Genomic DNA, 13,215 nt, shown 5'->3' with positions numbered 1-13,215 from the left:
CTTGCCAAGAACGAATCTGCATTCTTCTTCCATTCGCGCCCAAATGCCTGAAAAATACGATATTGCTGCAAACGCCAATCCTGATAGCGTGGGCGCGGCATCCATAACCGCGTCCAGACCGTTACCATCGCCGGATCACGATGGCCGGCATGCGGGAGAGTTTTCCGGGGCTGAGAGTGAGTACATGAACGCGCATGCCATGCTGGTCCACCACACGCGATACCGATACGACCGGCCTGTCCACCTTGGTCCGCAAACGATCCGCCTGCACCCGCTGCCCGGCACCCGCAACGTGCTGTCGCACGCGCTGGACATCGCCCCTGCGGCCCACACGCGCACATGGAGCAATGACGCCTGCGGCAACCGCATCGCCCGCGTCGTTTTTGGCGAACGGGTCACGCATTTTGACGTAACCGTCCGCCTGACCACGGACCAGACACCCACCGACCCGTTTACCTTCACCATCGCGCCGCATGCCCGGCTGTGGTCGGCCAACGGCATGAATGCCGATCCCGCGCTGGGCGCGTACCTGCTGGCACCGCACAAAGCGACGGAGGCCACCCCCCTGCTGAATGCCCTGACACGGGAATGGCGTGCGACCCTGCCCTGTCCCACGCTGGACCTGCTGACCGGCCTGACACGGGCGATCGCGGCGCGCATCACCTACTGTATCCGGCTTGAAGCCGGTGTCTGGTCGCCAGAGGAAACCCTGCGTAACGCCGCCGGTTCATGCCGCGACAGCGCCTGGCTGCTGATTGCCGTGCTGCGCCGCCTGGGTTTTGCCGCGCGCTTCGTATCAGGCTACCTGTTCCAGCCCGAACGCGACGCCCCGGAGCATCTGGGCTGCGAACTTCACGCATGGACGCAGGTTTACATACCGGGTGCGGGATGGATCGGTCTGGATACGACATCGGGCCTGCTGGCCGCACAGGGGCATGTCCCGCTGGCCGTCGCCGTCACCCCGCAGGACGCCGCCCCCGTAAGCGGGCTGCTGGACCAGTGCGTCGCCACATTCGAAGCCGTGATGGAAACCATGCCCCTGCCCGCCATGAGCGAAATCCATGCCAGCCCGCGAAGACTGACGCGCCCCTCATGAAGCTTTTTTTCTGTCAGTCATGCCAGCAGGTCCTGTTTTTTGAAAATACGGCATGTGAACGCTGTGGCCTGACACTGGGCTACCTGCCTGAACGGACCACCCTCAGTGCGCTGGAAGCCACGGGCGACGGGCTATGGCGTCCCATCGTCGCCCCCGATACGCCCCGCGCCCTATGTGCCAACAATGATTACGGGGTATGCAACTGGCTGGCCGAACCGGGAAAGCCATTCTGCGTCGCATGCAGTTTCAACCGCACCATTCCCAACCTGTCAGTGGTGGGCAATACCGCCCGGTGGCAGAAGCTGGAAGTGGCCAAGCACCGGCTGTTCTATACCCTGCTGCGCCTTGGCCTGCCGCTGCGCAACCGGCGCGAGGACCCCGAAGGCGGCCTTGCCTTCGATTTTCTGGACAGCCTGCCCGATGGCTCGCCCGCCATGACCGGGCACATGAATGGCGTCATCACAATCGCGCTGAATGAGGCGGACGATGCCCAGCGTGAACGGATGCGGCTGGAAATGGGGGAATATTACCGCACCCTTCTGGGCCATTTCCGTCATGAGGTGGGGCATTATTACTGGAATGTGCTGGTACGCGACGGCGGCCCCGAACGCCTTGCCGCCTGCCGGGACGTATTTGGCGACGACCGCGCCGATTACGCACAGGCGCTGAAAAAACACTACGAAACCCCTTCCGGCAATACTTGGCAGGGACGGTATGTCAGCCAGTACGCAACATCCCACCCATGGGAGGATTTTGCGGAAACATGGGCGCATTACCTGCATATCATCTCGACGCTGGAAACCGCCTGGGCCTATGGCATGTCCATTGACGCGCCGGGGGCCACTGCCCCGCCGATGCGCGCCACCGTGCGCAAGGACCCGTATACCGAAATGTCGTTTACGGAGATTACGGAAGGCTGGCTGCCCCTTACCTATGCCGCCAACAGCCTCAACCGCTCCATGGGCCTGCCGGATTTCTATCCGTTCGTGCTGACACCCGAAATCCTGCGCAAGCTGTCCTTCATCCACGACCTGATCCATCACAGCCGCGTGGGCTGAGCGGGGACGCTACGCCCCTTCCATGTCCGGGCTGGCGGGGGCTATGGAAATGGCGCTGTCGTTCATGTCCTGACAGCAGGCGCGCAGGGTGGCGATGAAGTTCGTCATAAGCGGCACATGCTGGCCCGCCCGCATGGCTATGGCCAGTTCCGCACGCGGCGCTTTCGCCCCCAGTGAATGATAGGTCACGCCGCCCGAATGGATCTGGTGCAGCGAACGCGGCACGACCGATACCCCCAGTCCTGCGGCCACAAGCGGCACGGTCGATGCGATCTGCGGGGCCTGCTGGCCCATGCGCGGCGTAAAACCTGCATTGTGACAGGCTGACAGGATCGCATCATGAAAGCCCGGTCCCAGTTCACGCGGGAAGATGATGAAGGGCTCATCGGCCAGCATCTCCAGTTCCAGATTCGGATGGATGGCAAGCGGATGGCCCTTGGGCAGGGCGACCACCGTTTCCTCCTCCAGCAGGGGGGAAACCAGCAGCCCCGCCCCGTCTGGCACTGGCGGGCGGACGATTGCGATATCAATGGCCCGGTCATGCAGGGCCTTGCGCAGGGCCGGGGTATTGCTTTCCTCAAGGTAGATGGTGACATCGGGCCACACTTCGCAAAAGCGGCGCACGGTCAGCGGGATCAGCGGCAGCAGGGAGACCGCGCCCGCCAGCCCCACGCGGATATGCCCCTTCTCGCCCCGTGCCAGCCCGCGCGCGGTGGACAGGAACTGCCGCTGCATCCCCAGCAACGCACGGGCCTGATCCAGAAGGACAAGCCCGATATCCGTCAGCCGGACCCCGCGCGTCAGGCGCTGGAACAGAAGCACGCCCAGTTCATTTTCAAGCTGCTTGATCTGCTGGCTCAATGGCGGCTGTTCTATGCCAAGCTGTTCCGCCGCACGGGTGAAACTGCCGTTCTCGGCCACTGCCACGAAATATCGTAAATGCCTTAAATCCATATTCCATATAAATTATATATGGAAAGGGCCTTCAATATATATTTGACGAAATAACATGCCATGCGCCACGTTTCGCGCCAATCGTGCTGAGGATGAGTATCCCGTAATGAAGATTGGCCTGTTCATTCCATGTTATATCGACGCGTTCTACCCCGAGGCGGGAATCGCCACGCTGGAACTGCTGGAGAAACTGGGGCTGGATGTTGAATATCCGCTGGACCAGACCTGCTGTGGCCAGCCGATGGGCAATTCAGGCTGCAATTCGGACGCTGCGGCGGCGGAAGCGCTGTTCGTGCGCAACTTCGCGCGCTTCGACAAGATCGTCATGCCTTCGGGAAGCTGCACGCATCATGTGCGCGACAATTTCGATGCGATTCCCCAGACCGACGAAGTCCGCCATGTGCGTGAAAACACCTTCGAACTGGTGGAATTCCTGCATGACGTGCTGAAGGTGGACGCCTTCCCATGGGCGGAGTTCAATCACACCGTCGGACTGCATAACAGTTGCGGCACGCTGCGCGCCCTGCGCACCGCCAGCATGTCCGAACTGGGGGAAAAGCCGTTCTCAAAGCCGATGGACCTGCTGAAAAAAGTCCGGGGCATCCGCTTCGTCACCCCGAAACGGCCTGATGAATGCTGCGGCTTCGGCGGTACCTTCTCGGTTACGGAAGAAGCCGTGTCCGCCCGCATGGGCGTGGACAAGGTGCGCGACCATCATCAGGCCGGGGCGGAATACATCGTCTCCGCCGATTCGTCGTGCACGATGCACCAGCAGGGCTGTGCCGAACGCGCGGGCGTTCCGATCCGCTTCATTCATATCGCGCAGATCCTTAACGGAGCAGCAGAATGAGCAACAGACCGGTCAATCACGCAAAGGCCGCCGCGCATTTTCTGGAAGATGCGCCCCATCTCCAGTTCCATGACGAACGCCTGTGGGACATGCGCCAGAAGCGTGACGCGCAGATGCACATCCTGCCGGAATGGCAGGAACTGCGCGAGGAAGCATCGCGCATCAAGGAACACACGCTCTCGCGCCTGCCCGAATATCTTGAACAGTTCGAGGAAAACGCGAAGAAGAACGGCATTCACGTCCACTGGGCGCGCGACGGGGCGGAACATAACCGCATCGTGGGTGAAATCCTGAAGGCCCATAACGCGCGCAACCTGATCAAGAGCAAGTCCATGGTCACCGAAGAGTGTGACATGCGGCCCTATCTTGCAAAACAGGGCGTTACCGTGACCGAAACGGATCTGGGCGAACGCATCCAGCAGCTTGATGACCAGTTGCCCAGCCATATCGTGGTCCCGGCCGTCCACAAGCTGACATCGGACGTGGCGAAGATATTCGCCAAGGACTACCACACCGATCCCGATATCCGTGACCCGCACCTGCTGGCCGAAGCGCAGCGTCAGGCCGCGCGGCCGGTGATCCTGCACGCCGATGCAGGCATGACGGGCGGCAATTTCGTGGTGGCGGAAACCGGCACGTTCGTTGTCTGCACCAATGAAGGCAATGCCGACCTGAGTGCGACAGTGCCCAACCTGCATATCGCCACCATCGGCATCGAACGCCTTGTGCCGCGCATGGCCGATCTGGGCGTTTTCATCCGCCTGCTGTCACGCAGTGCGCTGGGATCGCCCATCACACAGTACACCACCCATTTCCGTGGCCCGCAGAAGGGCGGCGAGATGCATGTGGTGCTGGTGGATAATGGCCGTTCCGCCCGCCTTGGCATGGAAGATTTCTGGACATCGCTCAAATGCATCCGCTGTGGCGCGTGCATGAATACCTGTCCGGTTTACCGCCGGTCTGGCGGGCTGTCCTATGGCGCGGTCTATTCCGGCCCGATCGGCGCGATCATCGATCCCACCTTCAACGAGCGCAAATACAGCACGCTTCCCTATGCCTCGACGCTGAACGGAAGCTGCACCAATGTCTGCCCGGTCAAGATCAACATCCACGAACAGCTTTACAAATGGCGTCGCGTGCTGGTGCAGCACCATGAAATGCCCTTCGTCAAGCGCGAGATCATGCACATGGCGGGCAAGCTCATGGGGCAGCCCAAGATGTATCGCGCCGCCATCAAGATGACCGAGGTCTCGCTGGCCAGCATGCCGCGCTTCGTGCTGTATAACTGGCTGAACCCGTGGGGCAAGCACCGCGAAAACCCCCATCCGGTCAAGCAGACCTTCCATGACTGGTACAAGAAAAACCGCGCACCCGGCCAGACTGACGCAGCGGAGACCGCAAAATGAGCGCACGCGATGAAATCCTGCAGGCCCTGCGGAACAATCGCCCCACGCCGGAAAACCATCCCCTGCCGCCCGTTGCGACACTGGGCGATCTGGATGCCAGCCGCGAGCGTTTCATCACCAGCCTGAAGATACTGGGCGGTGACGTACTGGAACCGGTGGAAGGTGAAACGCTGGACGAAGCCATCCTGCGCCGCCACCCGGATGCGAAGGTGATCTGTTCCAACGTGCCGGAGGCCAGGGGGACGCTGCCGGTCGAGCGGATCAAGACCCCGCAGGATGCCGCGACGATAGACGTGACCGTGGTGCGCGCAGCCTTCGGCATTGCGGAAATGGGATCGATCTTCCTGAGCGAAGCCCAGCTTCCGATCAATTCCTTTGCCCATCTGGGGCAGCATATCGTGGTGCTGCTGTCAGCCGATGCGATTACGGCCAACATGCATACTGCGTATCAGAAGCAGCCGGAATTCCGGTCCGCCAATTATGGCGTGCTGATGAGCGGGCCATCCGCCACGGCGGATATTCAGGGCGTGCTGATCCGTGGCGCACAGGGCGTGCGCACGCTTTCCGTCTGGTTTACCTGACAGCAACCAGAAATCCGTCCCGGCCCCATCATGGAGTGTGGCCGGGACGGGCTGGTATCAGACCGCCTTTTTAAGGTTCGGGCTGGCCTTGAAGCGTACGGTCTTGCCCGCCTTGACCTTGACCGCTTCGCCCGTGCGGGGGTTGAGCGCCTTGCGCGCCTTGGTCTTCTTGACGGTAAATGTTCCGAAAGACGGTAGGGTAAAGCCCCCTTCCCGCTTGAGTTCCTTGACAATCGCTGCAATCAGGTCAGAGGCCGCCTGGTTGGCCGCAACGCCGGTGCAATCGATTGAATCCTGTATAACAGCGGCAATAAAGGCCTTACTCATCGGAACAGCGCGCTCCTTCCTGGCTAAAAATTGATTGCGTCAATATTTGCGCCCGCATGGAATTGATTGGACATAACCACCCACCGGGGCTGGACGGTCGCGGCTTGTAACCTGATGACAGGGGTTAGGCCAGCAATTTTTTGTTATCACATGAAAATTTATCTTGATCAGATCAGCAAGAACCGTATCCGTCCCATATTTTGCAGTCATATAAGGGAATCTATCGGATAACGAAAGTTTTATAACGTAACCGAATCATTTAACCGGCGCAAAACCGGGCCTGCACCAGAGAATAGGCACCACCCCGTCATTACGGGGCGGCACCGTTTGCGGCGCAGGGATATGTCGGCCGGTCAGCTTTTGAAATTCTGGACCTTGAGATCGGTTACACCGACAAAGGTAATCTGGGTCTTGTCGCCAAGGCTGACAGTCGTGCTGCCGCCCGCAATGGTGGCGTTATCCAGCATCGACTGTATCGACGCCGGAGTCGCGTCAAAACCGGACAGTTTGACGATATTGGCAGCCGACTTTCCAAAATCCTGGATAATGTCGTGGCCACCGTCCTGACCGTGGATAAAATCGAATTCCGTCGTCCCGCTCCCTGCCTTGAGCAGATCATTGCCCGATCCGGCCTGAAGGATATTCTGACCATTGCCGCCGATCAGCGTGTCATTACCCGTGCCACCCATTGCGTACAGCGTCCCCCCCGACAGGCCGCCATCCAGTGTCTCGTTCCCGCCGGCGGCGTGGTAGGTCATGCTGCGGGTGGTGCCAGCGGTAAGATCCAGGCCAGCCGCACCAAAAATGGTGGCGTTGCTTCCGGTCACGGTATCTGAAATGCCGCTGCTGCCATCAATGAAGGTCAGGGTTCCCGGTACGCTGACCTGAATGGTGCTGTTGTCGAGACCATCAATCTGCGTCGTCTGACTGGCAGAAATCGTATCGCTGCTGCCCCCCGTGATGGACAGGCTGCCATCCGCCACAATCGAACTGCCACTGACCGTATCAAGCACAAGGCTGCCATGGCCGTTGATGACGTCATCCTGTCCGCCCTGCACGGTATTGATGGTCTGGTCCGTATATTCGTCTTCAAAAAAGCCGCCGTCATCATAGGCATTGATGGTGTCGTTACCGGTATTCTGCACGACCACGCCATCAATGACCTCAACGGTCGATACCCCGCCGCTGAACAGCGTTGTCGATGACCCCGGCATGGACCAGTTTCCCGTAACCGTAGGCGTGCCCGCATAGCCATAGACCGTATCCGATCCGCCCATCGTATGGACGGTATCCTGCCCCGCGCCACTGACCACGGCGCTATCGCCCCCGGCGGCGTCATAATTTACCTGCCCCGGTCCGGCATTGTACTCCACGGTGCCAAGATCGCCGTCCATGACATTGACGGACGATGACGTGCTGCTGCCCTGCAGACCGATATCCTGATCCAGCGGGGTCGTGGTGGTGCTGCCGATATCGACAAGGGAGGCAGTGCTGTCGATGGCATATGTTCCGCCACTGGTGACATCCTGCACGCCCGCAGTCCCGGCGTTGCTGCGCAGGGCCTGATCGATGTCCTCCACGCCTGTAACGCGTCCGGTCTGCTGGGTTGTCGTGGCGCCCCCCGCCACGGTTGCGATATCCGCGCCAAAAGCATTGGTGCCAAGCGTAAGCTGGCTGAGCGCACGCAGTGCCTGCTGCTCGCCGACCTGCTGCAGCCCCTGTATGAGCGCACCGCTGTCCTGATTGATTCCCAGCAACAGTCCGGTTGCGCCGGTTACGGTCACATCACCCATGAATTCCGGTCCTTTTCACGCCCTGCGGGAAAGGGCGTGCCTGCATCCCCTGCCGCAGATGATCCGTTGTTCCGCTGCCATGACGGGAGCGGAACAGGCTTCATTCAGGACCGATATAGTCTTGATCAGTTAAGAAATTCAGAATCCGGAGCGGATTGGTTCAGTTTAATGGCACGCGGTTTTCGAGTTCCTCCAGCCAGATGCGGGCATTGCCGTCCGACGGCGCGCGCCAGTCACCACGGGGAGACAGCGCGCCCCCTGCCACCACCTTTGGCCCGTTGGGCATGGCCGAACGCTTGAACTGGCTGAACCCGAAGAAGCGGCGCAGGAAAACACCCAGCCAGTGCCGGATTTCAGCCAGTGTATACGCCTGCCTGCTGTCCGGCGGAAAACCGGGAGGCCACTCGCCCGCCTGCGCATTTCCCCATGCATGCAGGGCCATGAATGCGATACGGGAGGGACGGAAACCATAACGCAGCACATGGAACAGGGTGAAATCCTGCAATGCGTAAGGACCGATCAGCGCTTCGGTGCTCTGCACGGCCTGTCCGGGCGATGCGGGCACCAGTTCGGGCGAAATTTCGGTCGACAGGATCGCCTCCAGCACCGTGCGGGTGCGGGCATCTTCCTGCCCGTTCGCCATGACCCAACGGATCAGGTGCTGGATCAGGGTTTTGGGCAGGCCGGAATTGACGTTGTAATGCGCCATCTGGTCGCCCACACCATAAGTACACCATCCCAGCGCCAGTTCGGACAGGTCCCCCGTGCCAATCACGATACCACCCGTCTGGTTGGCCAGACGGAACAGGTAATCCGTGCGCAGCCCGGCCTGCACGTTTTCAAACGTGACATCATAGATCGGCAGGTCCTGTGCAAACGGATGACCCATCTGTTCCAGCATGAGGCGTGCGGCGGGGCGGATGTCTATCTCCTGCGCCTGCACACCCAGTGCCGCCATAAGTTCATGGGCATTGCCGCGCGTGCCGTCGGTAGTACCGAAACCCGGCATGGTGTAGCCCCGCACCGCCTGCCGCCCCAGTCCGCTTTCATCCGCCGCCCGCACGGCCACCAGCAGGGCATGCGTCGAATCCAGTCCGCCCGATACCCCGATCACCAGCGTTTTCGCACCCGAAGCCTGCAACCGTCGCTTCAGCGCCGTCACCTGTATGGTGAAGGCTTCGTAACAGTCCTGATCCAGCAGCGCCGGATCGCTTGGCACGAAGGGAAAACGGGGAATGGCGCGACGCAGGCCGATATCCCCGGCAGGTGGCGTGACGGACAGGGCGATACGACGCCATTCCTGCGTGATGGTCTGGGCACGGTTATTGGCGAACGTGCCCATGCGCAGGCGTTCCTGCCGCAGCAGGTCCAGATCGATATCCGCCAGCAATGTCACCAGACCGGAAGGAAAGCGCGCGCTTTCCGCCAGTATCGTGCCATTTTCAAAAATCGATGCCTGACCGTCCCATGCGACATCGGTGGTCGATTCCCCCTCGCCCGCGGCAGCATAGACATAGGCACAGACACATCTCGCCGAATGGGACTTGCACAGCAGGGTGCGCGTACGCGCCTTGCCAACCGTGATGTTGCTGGCGGACAGGTTCGCAATGACCGACGCACCGGCCAGGGCCGCATGGATGCCCGGCGGCTGCGGCACCCACATGTCCTCACAGATTTCAGCGGCGACCACCAGTCCCGGCACGCCCTGCACATCGAACAGCAGGTCTGTGCCAAAAGGCACGTCAGAACCGTCGCGAAGAATATGACCGTCACGCAGCCCGGCCCCGGCGGTGAACTGCCGGGCTTCATAAAACTCACGGTAATTGGGCAGGTAGGATTTCGGGATGATGCCGACAATACGGCCATCATGCAGGGCGACGGCGCAGTTATACAGCGCATCGCGCCACACCACCGGCGCGCCCACCAGTACCAGTGGCCGTAACCCCGCCGTCTGCCGCGCAAGCCAGACAAGGGCGTCATTCACCCGGTCAAGCAGGACGTCCTGCTGCCGCAGATCCTCGATCGCGTAGCCCGACAGGCCCAGCTCGGGAAACACCGCCACCACAGCGCCCGCATCATGGCAGGCACGGATACCATCATACGTGCGGCGGGCATTTTCCATCGGATCGGCCAGCACAACAGGCAGCGTACAGGCCGCCACGCGGGCGAAACCATGCTGGTACAGATTGTAAAATCCGCTTGTCGTACTGCCTGCTGTCATATCCTGCTTCCCACCCGGCCTGGCCAAAATCATGTGTTCCGATGAACCGCCCGCCCTCTGGCGCATTGTTATAGGGCGGATTCCATTGCCGCGTCTGTCAAACAACGAACGGAAGGAACCGAATCATGGACCTGCTACGCTGGACCATCACATTCCTTGTCCTGGCCCTGATCGCCGCGGTTTTTGGCTTCGGTGGCATTTCAGACACCTTTGCCTATTTCGGCAAGGTGCTGTTCTTCATCTTCATCGTGCTGTTCATCATTGGATTGTTTTTTGGCCGCGGTCGCGGAACATTGCCCTGACCTTGCCGTGGCGGAGCGCAAGGCGCACGGGCAGGATCAGAAGCAGGGCATAGATCCCGTCCATGGCCGCCATTGAAAGGGGCAGGCCCGGCACCAGATAAGTCGCCGCGTCGCACGGTTTGGCCGGGTGGCGCGGCATGGAGGCCAGACGTTCGGCAAAGGTGCCGCCGTGAAAAACCGGGGCGCGGCATGACGGGAATGGACTGATCCACCATCCCTGCTCGACCCCTACATGCACGAACGACAGAACGCCGCCCGATAACAGGACCGGCACGCACAGCCACAGGGCAAGACGCGCCCCCCCACGGGGCAGCACGGCCGCCAGAACGCCAAGCCCGATCACGATACGATAGGGCCAGCGTTCCATCAGGCACAGTTCACACGGCACCGTGCCCAGAACATGCTCGCTCCACCACGCGATACCCAGCGCCATGCAGCCTGCCAGCACGAGCAGTAAGGCATAGGAACGCATGACCGGCTACGGCTGACCCGCGACGGGTGCTGCTTCAAGCGCACGCATGAAATCCGCCGCCCAGCTTATCGCCGTGGTCCGGCTGACTTCCTGTTCCAGCGCCTGCCAGCGCGTGCGCCGTTCATCCACCCCCATGGTCAGGGCGGCGTGCAGGGCATCGGCGATCTCATCGGGATCATACGGGTTGACCAGTATCCCTTCTTCCATTTCCGGGGCGGCGCCCGCGAAATGCGACAGGATCAGCACCCCCGGATTGGCCGGGTCCTGGGCTGCGACATATTCCTTGGCCACAAGGTTCATGCCATCGCGCAGCGGGGTGATAAGGGCTGCTTCCGACCGACGGTAGAATCCCGCCAGCACTTCGCGCGCAATCGGGCGGGTGATGTAGCGGATGGGGGTCCAGTCGAATTCCGAATACGCACCGTTGATCCGGCCGGTCAGTTCATCAAGCTGACGGCGAAGCTGGCGATATTCCTCCACCCCCCCGCGTGAGATGGGCGCCACCTGAAGGAAAGTGACCTTGCCCCGATGTTCGGGGTAGCGCGCCAAAAACGCCTCATACCCCCGGAAGCGTTCGGGCAGGCCCTTGGAGTAATCCAGCCGGTCAACGCCCAGCACCAGTTTCGCGCCGCGCAGGCTGGATTCGAGCCGTTCGACCTCCGCCCCCTGCATGCTTTTTTCAGCCTGCGTGCGGAATTCAACCGGGTCGATACCGATGGGAAAGGCCTGCCCCCGTTCGGGCAGATTGTTGACGCGCAGCGCGTGATTGAGGTTTTCCGCATCCTCGGCAGTCTGCACGCCCACCAGATCGTAGCTCTGCATATCCTCAAGCAGCAGGTCCGCGCCGGGCAGCGAGCGTACAAGGCTCCATGGCGGGAACGGGATATGCAGGAAAAAGCCGATACGGCATGTCACGCCAAGATCGCGCAGCGCCTGCCCCAGCGGGAACAGGTGGTAATCATGCACCCAGATCACGTCATCAGGACGCAGCAGCGGCAGCAGCGTGCGGGCGAACATGGCGTTGACCGCAAGGTAGGTTTCCCAGTCCGTGCGGGAATAGTTCATGAGCCCGACGCGGTAATGGAACAGCGGCCACAGGATGCCGTTGGAGAAATTCTGGTAAAATCCCTCATACTGCGCGGGTGTCAAGTCAATGGTGGCGTAGGTCACGTTATCGACCCGGTCCAGCCGGGGCACCGGATCGCCACCGTGAAGCTGGACCTGTTTGCCCGACCAGCCGAACCAGAGCGATTCCCCTTCGCGCAGGGCATCCTTCAGCCCGACGGCCAGACCACCAGCAGGCTGGCTGCGTTCACGCGGGGAAGGAACGCGGTTTGAAACAATAATCAGTCGCCCCATGTATCACTGCCTCCCCCGGCCAGACCCGCAAGCCACGCGCGGAATGCTTCAGGATCAGGGAAATCGGCGGGAATACGCAATCCGATACCACCCAGTTGTTCGGCCATGCGCACGCCGTCCTCATCGGTTACATCGTCGCCCACGAAAATGGGGGACCGCCCGGCAAAGGGCGCACTTTGCATGAGGGCCGCCACCGCATGTCCCTTGTCGATACCCGCTGGCCGGATTTCCCACGCCATCTTGGCCGCCTGCACATGAAACGCGCCATTGGTGGTTGCGATCCATTCATGCGCGATACGGCCCAGTTCCGCACCGGCATCGGGCGCGCCGCGGTAGTGCAGGACAAAACCCGCCTTCTTGCGTTCGATCCGCACGCCGGGATGGGCCTGCGCCAGACTTTCAGCCTGTTCCAGCCATGCGGCGGGCACGGGCGGCAGCGGCGAGCGTTCGATCGGCTGGCCCGGCGCGTGCCGGATGGCGATGCCATGCTCCCCCGCCACGGCATAGGGCACATCCCCAAGGAAATGGTCGATCTGTTCGATGGGGCGGCCGGAAATGACGGCCAGCGCATTGCCGCACCGCTCGCGCAGGCGTCTGAGCGTATCCAGCAGGCCCGGGGCGACAACGACCGATTCAGGCGTGGGAGCGATATCGACCAGCGTACCGTCAAAATCCAGCAGGAATGCCGCCTTGGCCGGTGGAGGTAGCCGTTCGAGCGAAGGAAGGGAAGATATCTTGCTCATGGTTTTCTAGCCTCCGGCATAGCTGGGGAATACGCAAGCCCGGAACCGGCCCG

General features: G+C 61.3%; 13 protein-coding genes. 6 read left to right on the top strand and 7 right to left on the bottom strand.

Going from position 1 to position 13,215, the window contains the following annotated elements; translation table 11 throughout:
• The first annotated feature begins 184 nt into the window (after window positions 1-184).
• Complete coding sequence (locus ACBR42_RS09855; RefSeq protein WP_371207861.1) at window positions 185-1,096, top strand: transglutaminase N-terminal domain-containing protein; 912 nt, start codon at window positions 185-187, stop codon at window positions 1,094-1,096.
• Entirely contained in the window at window positions 1,093-2,154 is a 1,062-nt protein-coding gene (locus tag ACBR42_RS09850) for a putative zinc-binding metallopeptidase (protein ID WP_371207860.1), read from the top strand. The genes ACBR42_RS09855 and ACBR42_RS09850 overlap by 4 nt, the downstream gene beginning before the upstream one ends.
• A gap of 9 nt (window positions 2,155-2,163) precedes the next feature.
• Here ACBR42_RS09850 and ACBR42_RS09845 read toward each other — a convergent pair whose 3' ends face one another.
• Window positions 2,164-3,108: a LysR family transcriptional regulator gene (locus tag ACBR42_RS09845; protein WP_102325234.1), complete on the bottom strand. Its 945-nt coding sequence runs from the start codon at window positions 3,106-3,108 to the stop codon at window positions 2,164-2,166.
• Window positions 3,109-3,214: 106 nt separating this feature from the next.
• Here ACBR42_RS09845 and ACBR42_RS09840 point away from each other — a divergent pair, with 106 nt between their 5' ends.
• From ACBR42_RS09840 to ACBR42_RS09830, 3 genes are read left to right on the top strand one after another with little or no spacing between them, the layout of a single operon-like run.
• Window positions 3,215-3,958: a (Fe-S)-binding protein gene (locus ACBR42_RS09840; protein ID WP_102325233.1), complete on the top strand. Its 744-nt coding sequence runs from the start codon at window positions 3,215-3,217 to the stop codon at window positions 3,956-3,958.
• Entirely contained in the window at window positions 3,955-5,364 is a 1,410-nt protein-coding gene (locus ACBR42_RS09835; RefSeq protein WP_132305449.1) for a lactate utilization protein B, read from the top strand. Before ACBR42_RS09840 ends, ACBR42_RS09835 begins: the two co-directional genes overlap by 4 nt.
• The gene (locus ACBR42_RS09830) at window positions 5,361-5,945 is read left to right on the top strand and encodes an LUD domain-containing protein (RefSeq protein WP_102325231.1); all 585 of its coding nucleotides are present in this window, start codon (window positions 5,361-5,363) and stop codon (window positions 5,943-5,945) included. Before ACBR42_RS09835 ends, ACBR42_RS09830 begins: the two co-directional genes overlap by 4 nt.
• Before the next feature lie 57 nt (window positions 5,946-6,002).
• On the opposite strand, the gene ACBR42_RS09825 is transcribed toward ACBR42_RS09830, so the two are convergent.
• The 3 genes from ACBR42_RS09825 to ACBR42_RS09815 all read right to left on the bottom strand — a co-directional run bounded on the left by ACBR42_RS09825 (window position 6,003) and on the right by ACBR42_RS09815 (window position 10,286).
• Window positions 6,003-6,272 carry an HU family DNA-binding protein gene (locus ACBR42_RS09825; protein WP_102325230.1) on the bottom strand — a complete coding sequence of 90 codons (270 nt, stop codon included), beginning with the start codon at window positions 6,270-6,272 and terminating at the stop codon, window positions 6,003-6,005.
• A 353-nt stretch (window positions 6,273-6,625) separates the two neighbouring features.
• Window positions 6,626-8,065, bottom strand: coding sequence for a hypothetical protein (locus tag ACBR42_RS09820; protein WP_371207859.1), 1,440 nt, complete (start codon window positions 8,063-8,065; stop codon window positions 6,626-6,628).
• A 160-nt stretch (window positions 8,066-8,225) separates the two neighbouring features.
• Entirely contained in the window at window positions 8,226-10,286 is a 2,061-nt protein-coding gene (locus ACBR42_RS09815; RefSeq protein ID WP_371207858.1) for an NAD(+) synthase, read from the bottom strand.
• Between the two features lie 131 nt (window positions 10,287-10,417).
• Here ACBR42_RS09815 and ACBR42_RS09810 point away from each other — a divergent pair, with 131 nt between their 5' ends.
• Window positions 10,418-10,588: a DUF1328 family protein gene (locus ACBR42_RS09810; protein WP_345893629.1), complete on the top strand. Its 171-nt coding sequence runs from the start codon at window positions 10,418-10,420 to the stop codon at window positions 10,586-10,588.
• On the opposite strand, the gene ACBR42_RS09805 is transcribed toward ACBR42_RS09810, so the two are convergent.
• From ACBR42_RS09805 to otsB, 3 genes are read right to left on the bottom strand one after another with little or no spacing between them, the layout of a single operon-like run.
• A complete protein-coding gene (locus tag ACBR42_RS09805) occupies window positions 10,545-11,060 on the bottom strand; it encodes a disulfide bond formation protein B (RefSeq protein WP_102325227.1) in 516 nt (171 codons plus the stop codon). The genes ACBR42_RS09810 and ACBR42_RS09805 overlap by 44 nt on opposite strands.
• A 6-nt stretch (window positions 11,061-11,066) precedes the next feature.
• Window positions 11,067-12,419, bottom strand: coding sequence for a trehalose-6-phosphate synthase (locus tag ACBR42_RS09800; protein ID WP_132305443.1), 1,353 nt, complete (start codon window positions 12,417-12,419; stop codon window positions 11,067-11,069).
• Window positions 12,407-13,162, bottom strand: coding sequence for a trehalose-phosphatase (gene otsB, locus ACBR42_RS09795; protein WP_371207857.1), 756 nt, complete (start codon window positions 13,160-13,162; stop codon window positions 12,407-12,409). Before otsB ends, ACBR42_RS09800 begins: the two co-directional genes overlap by 13 nt.
• Window positions 13,163-13,215 lie beyond the last annotated feature (53 nt).

It is taken from the genome of Komagataeibacter sp. SM21 (genome assembly GCF_041402665.1).
GTDB classification, from domain to species: Bacteria; Pseudomonadota; Alphaproteobacteria; order Acetobacterales; family Acetobacteraceae; genus Komagataeibacter; species Komagataeibacter saccharivorans.
The sequence above is the reverse complement of the archived record's forward strand: the minus strand, read 5'-3'. Positions and strand labels throughout refer to the sequence as shown.

What these genes read in the sequence shown, in the direction of transcription:
- ACBR42_RS09855 (WP_371207861.1), top strand. Translation starts at nt 185, where the DNA reads ATGAACGCGCATGCCATGCTGGTCCACCACACGCGATACCGATACGAC.
- ACBR42_RS09850 (WP_371207860.1), top strand. Translation starts at nt 1,093, where the DNA reads ATGAAGCTTTTTTTCTGTCAGTCATGCCAGCAGGTCCTGTTTTTTGAA.
- ACBR42_RS09845 (WP_102325234.1), bottom strand. Translation starts at nt 3,108, where the DNA reads ATGGATTTAAGGCATTTACGATATTTCGTGGCAGTGGCCGAGAACGGC.
- ACBR42_RS09840 (WP_102325233.1), top strand. Translation starts at nt 3,215, where the DNA reads ATGAAGATTGGCCTGTTCATTCCATGTTATATCGACGCGTTCTACCCC.
- ACBR42_RS09835 (WP_132305449.1), top strand. Translation starts at nt 3,955, where the DNA reads ATGAGCAACAGACCGGTCAATCACGCAAAGGCCGCCGCGCATTTTCTG.
- ACBR42_RS09830 (WP_102325231.1), top strand. Translation starts at nt 5,361, where the DNA reads ATGAGCGCACGCGATGAAATCCTGCAGGCCCTGCGGAACAATCGCCCC.
- ACBR42_RS09825 (WP_102325230.1), bottom strand. Translation starts at nt 6,272, where the DNA reads ATGAGTAAGGCCTTTATTGCCGCTGTTATACAGGATTCAATCGATTGC.
- ACBR42_RS09820 (WP_371207859.1), bottom strand. Translation starts at nt 8,065, where the DNA reads ATGGGTGATGTGACCGTAACCGGCGCAACCGGACTGTTGCTGGGAATC.
- ACBR42_RS09815 (WP_371207858.1), bottom strand. Translation starts at nt 10,286, where the DNA reads ATGACAGCAGGCAGTACGACAAGCGGATTTTACAATCTGTACCAGCAT.
- ACBR42_RS09805 (WP_102325227.1), bottom strand. Translation starts at nt 11,060, where the DNA reads ATGCGTTCCTATGCCTTACTGCTCGTGCTGGCAGGCTGCATGGCGCTG.
- ACBR42_RS09800 (WP_132305443.1), bottom strand. Translation starts at nt 12,419, where the DNA reads ATGGGGCGACTGATTATTGTTTCAAACCGCGTTCCTTCCCCGCGTGAA.
- otsB (WP_371207857.1), bottom strand. Translation starts at nt 13,162, where the DNA reads ATGAGCAAGATATCTTCCCTTCCTTCGCTCGAACGGCTACCTCCACCG.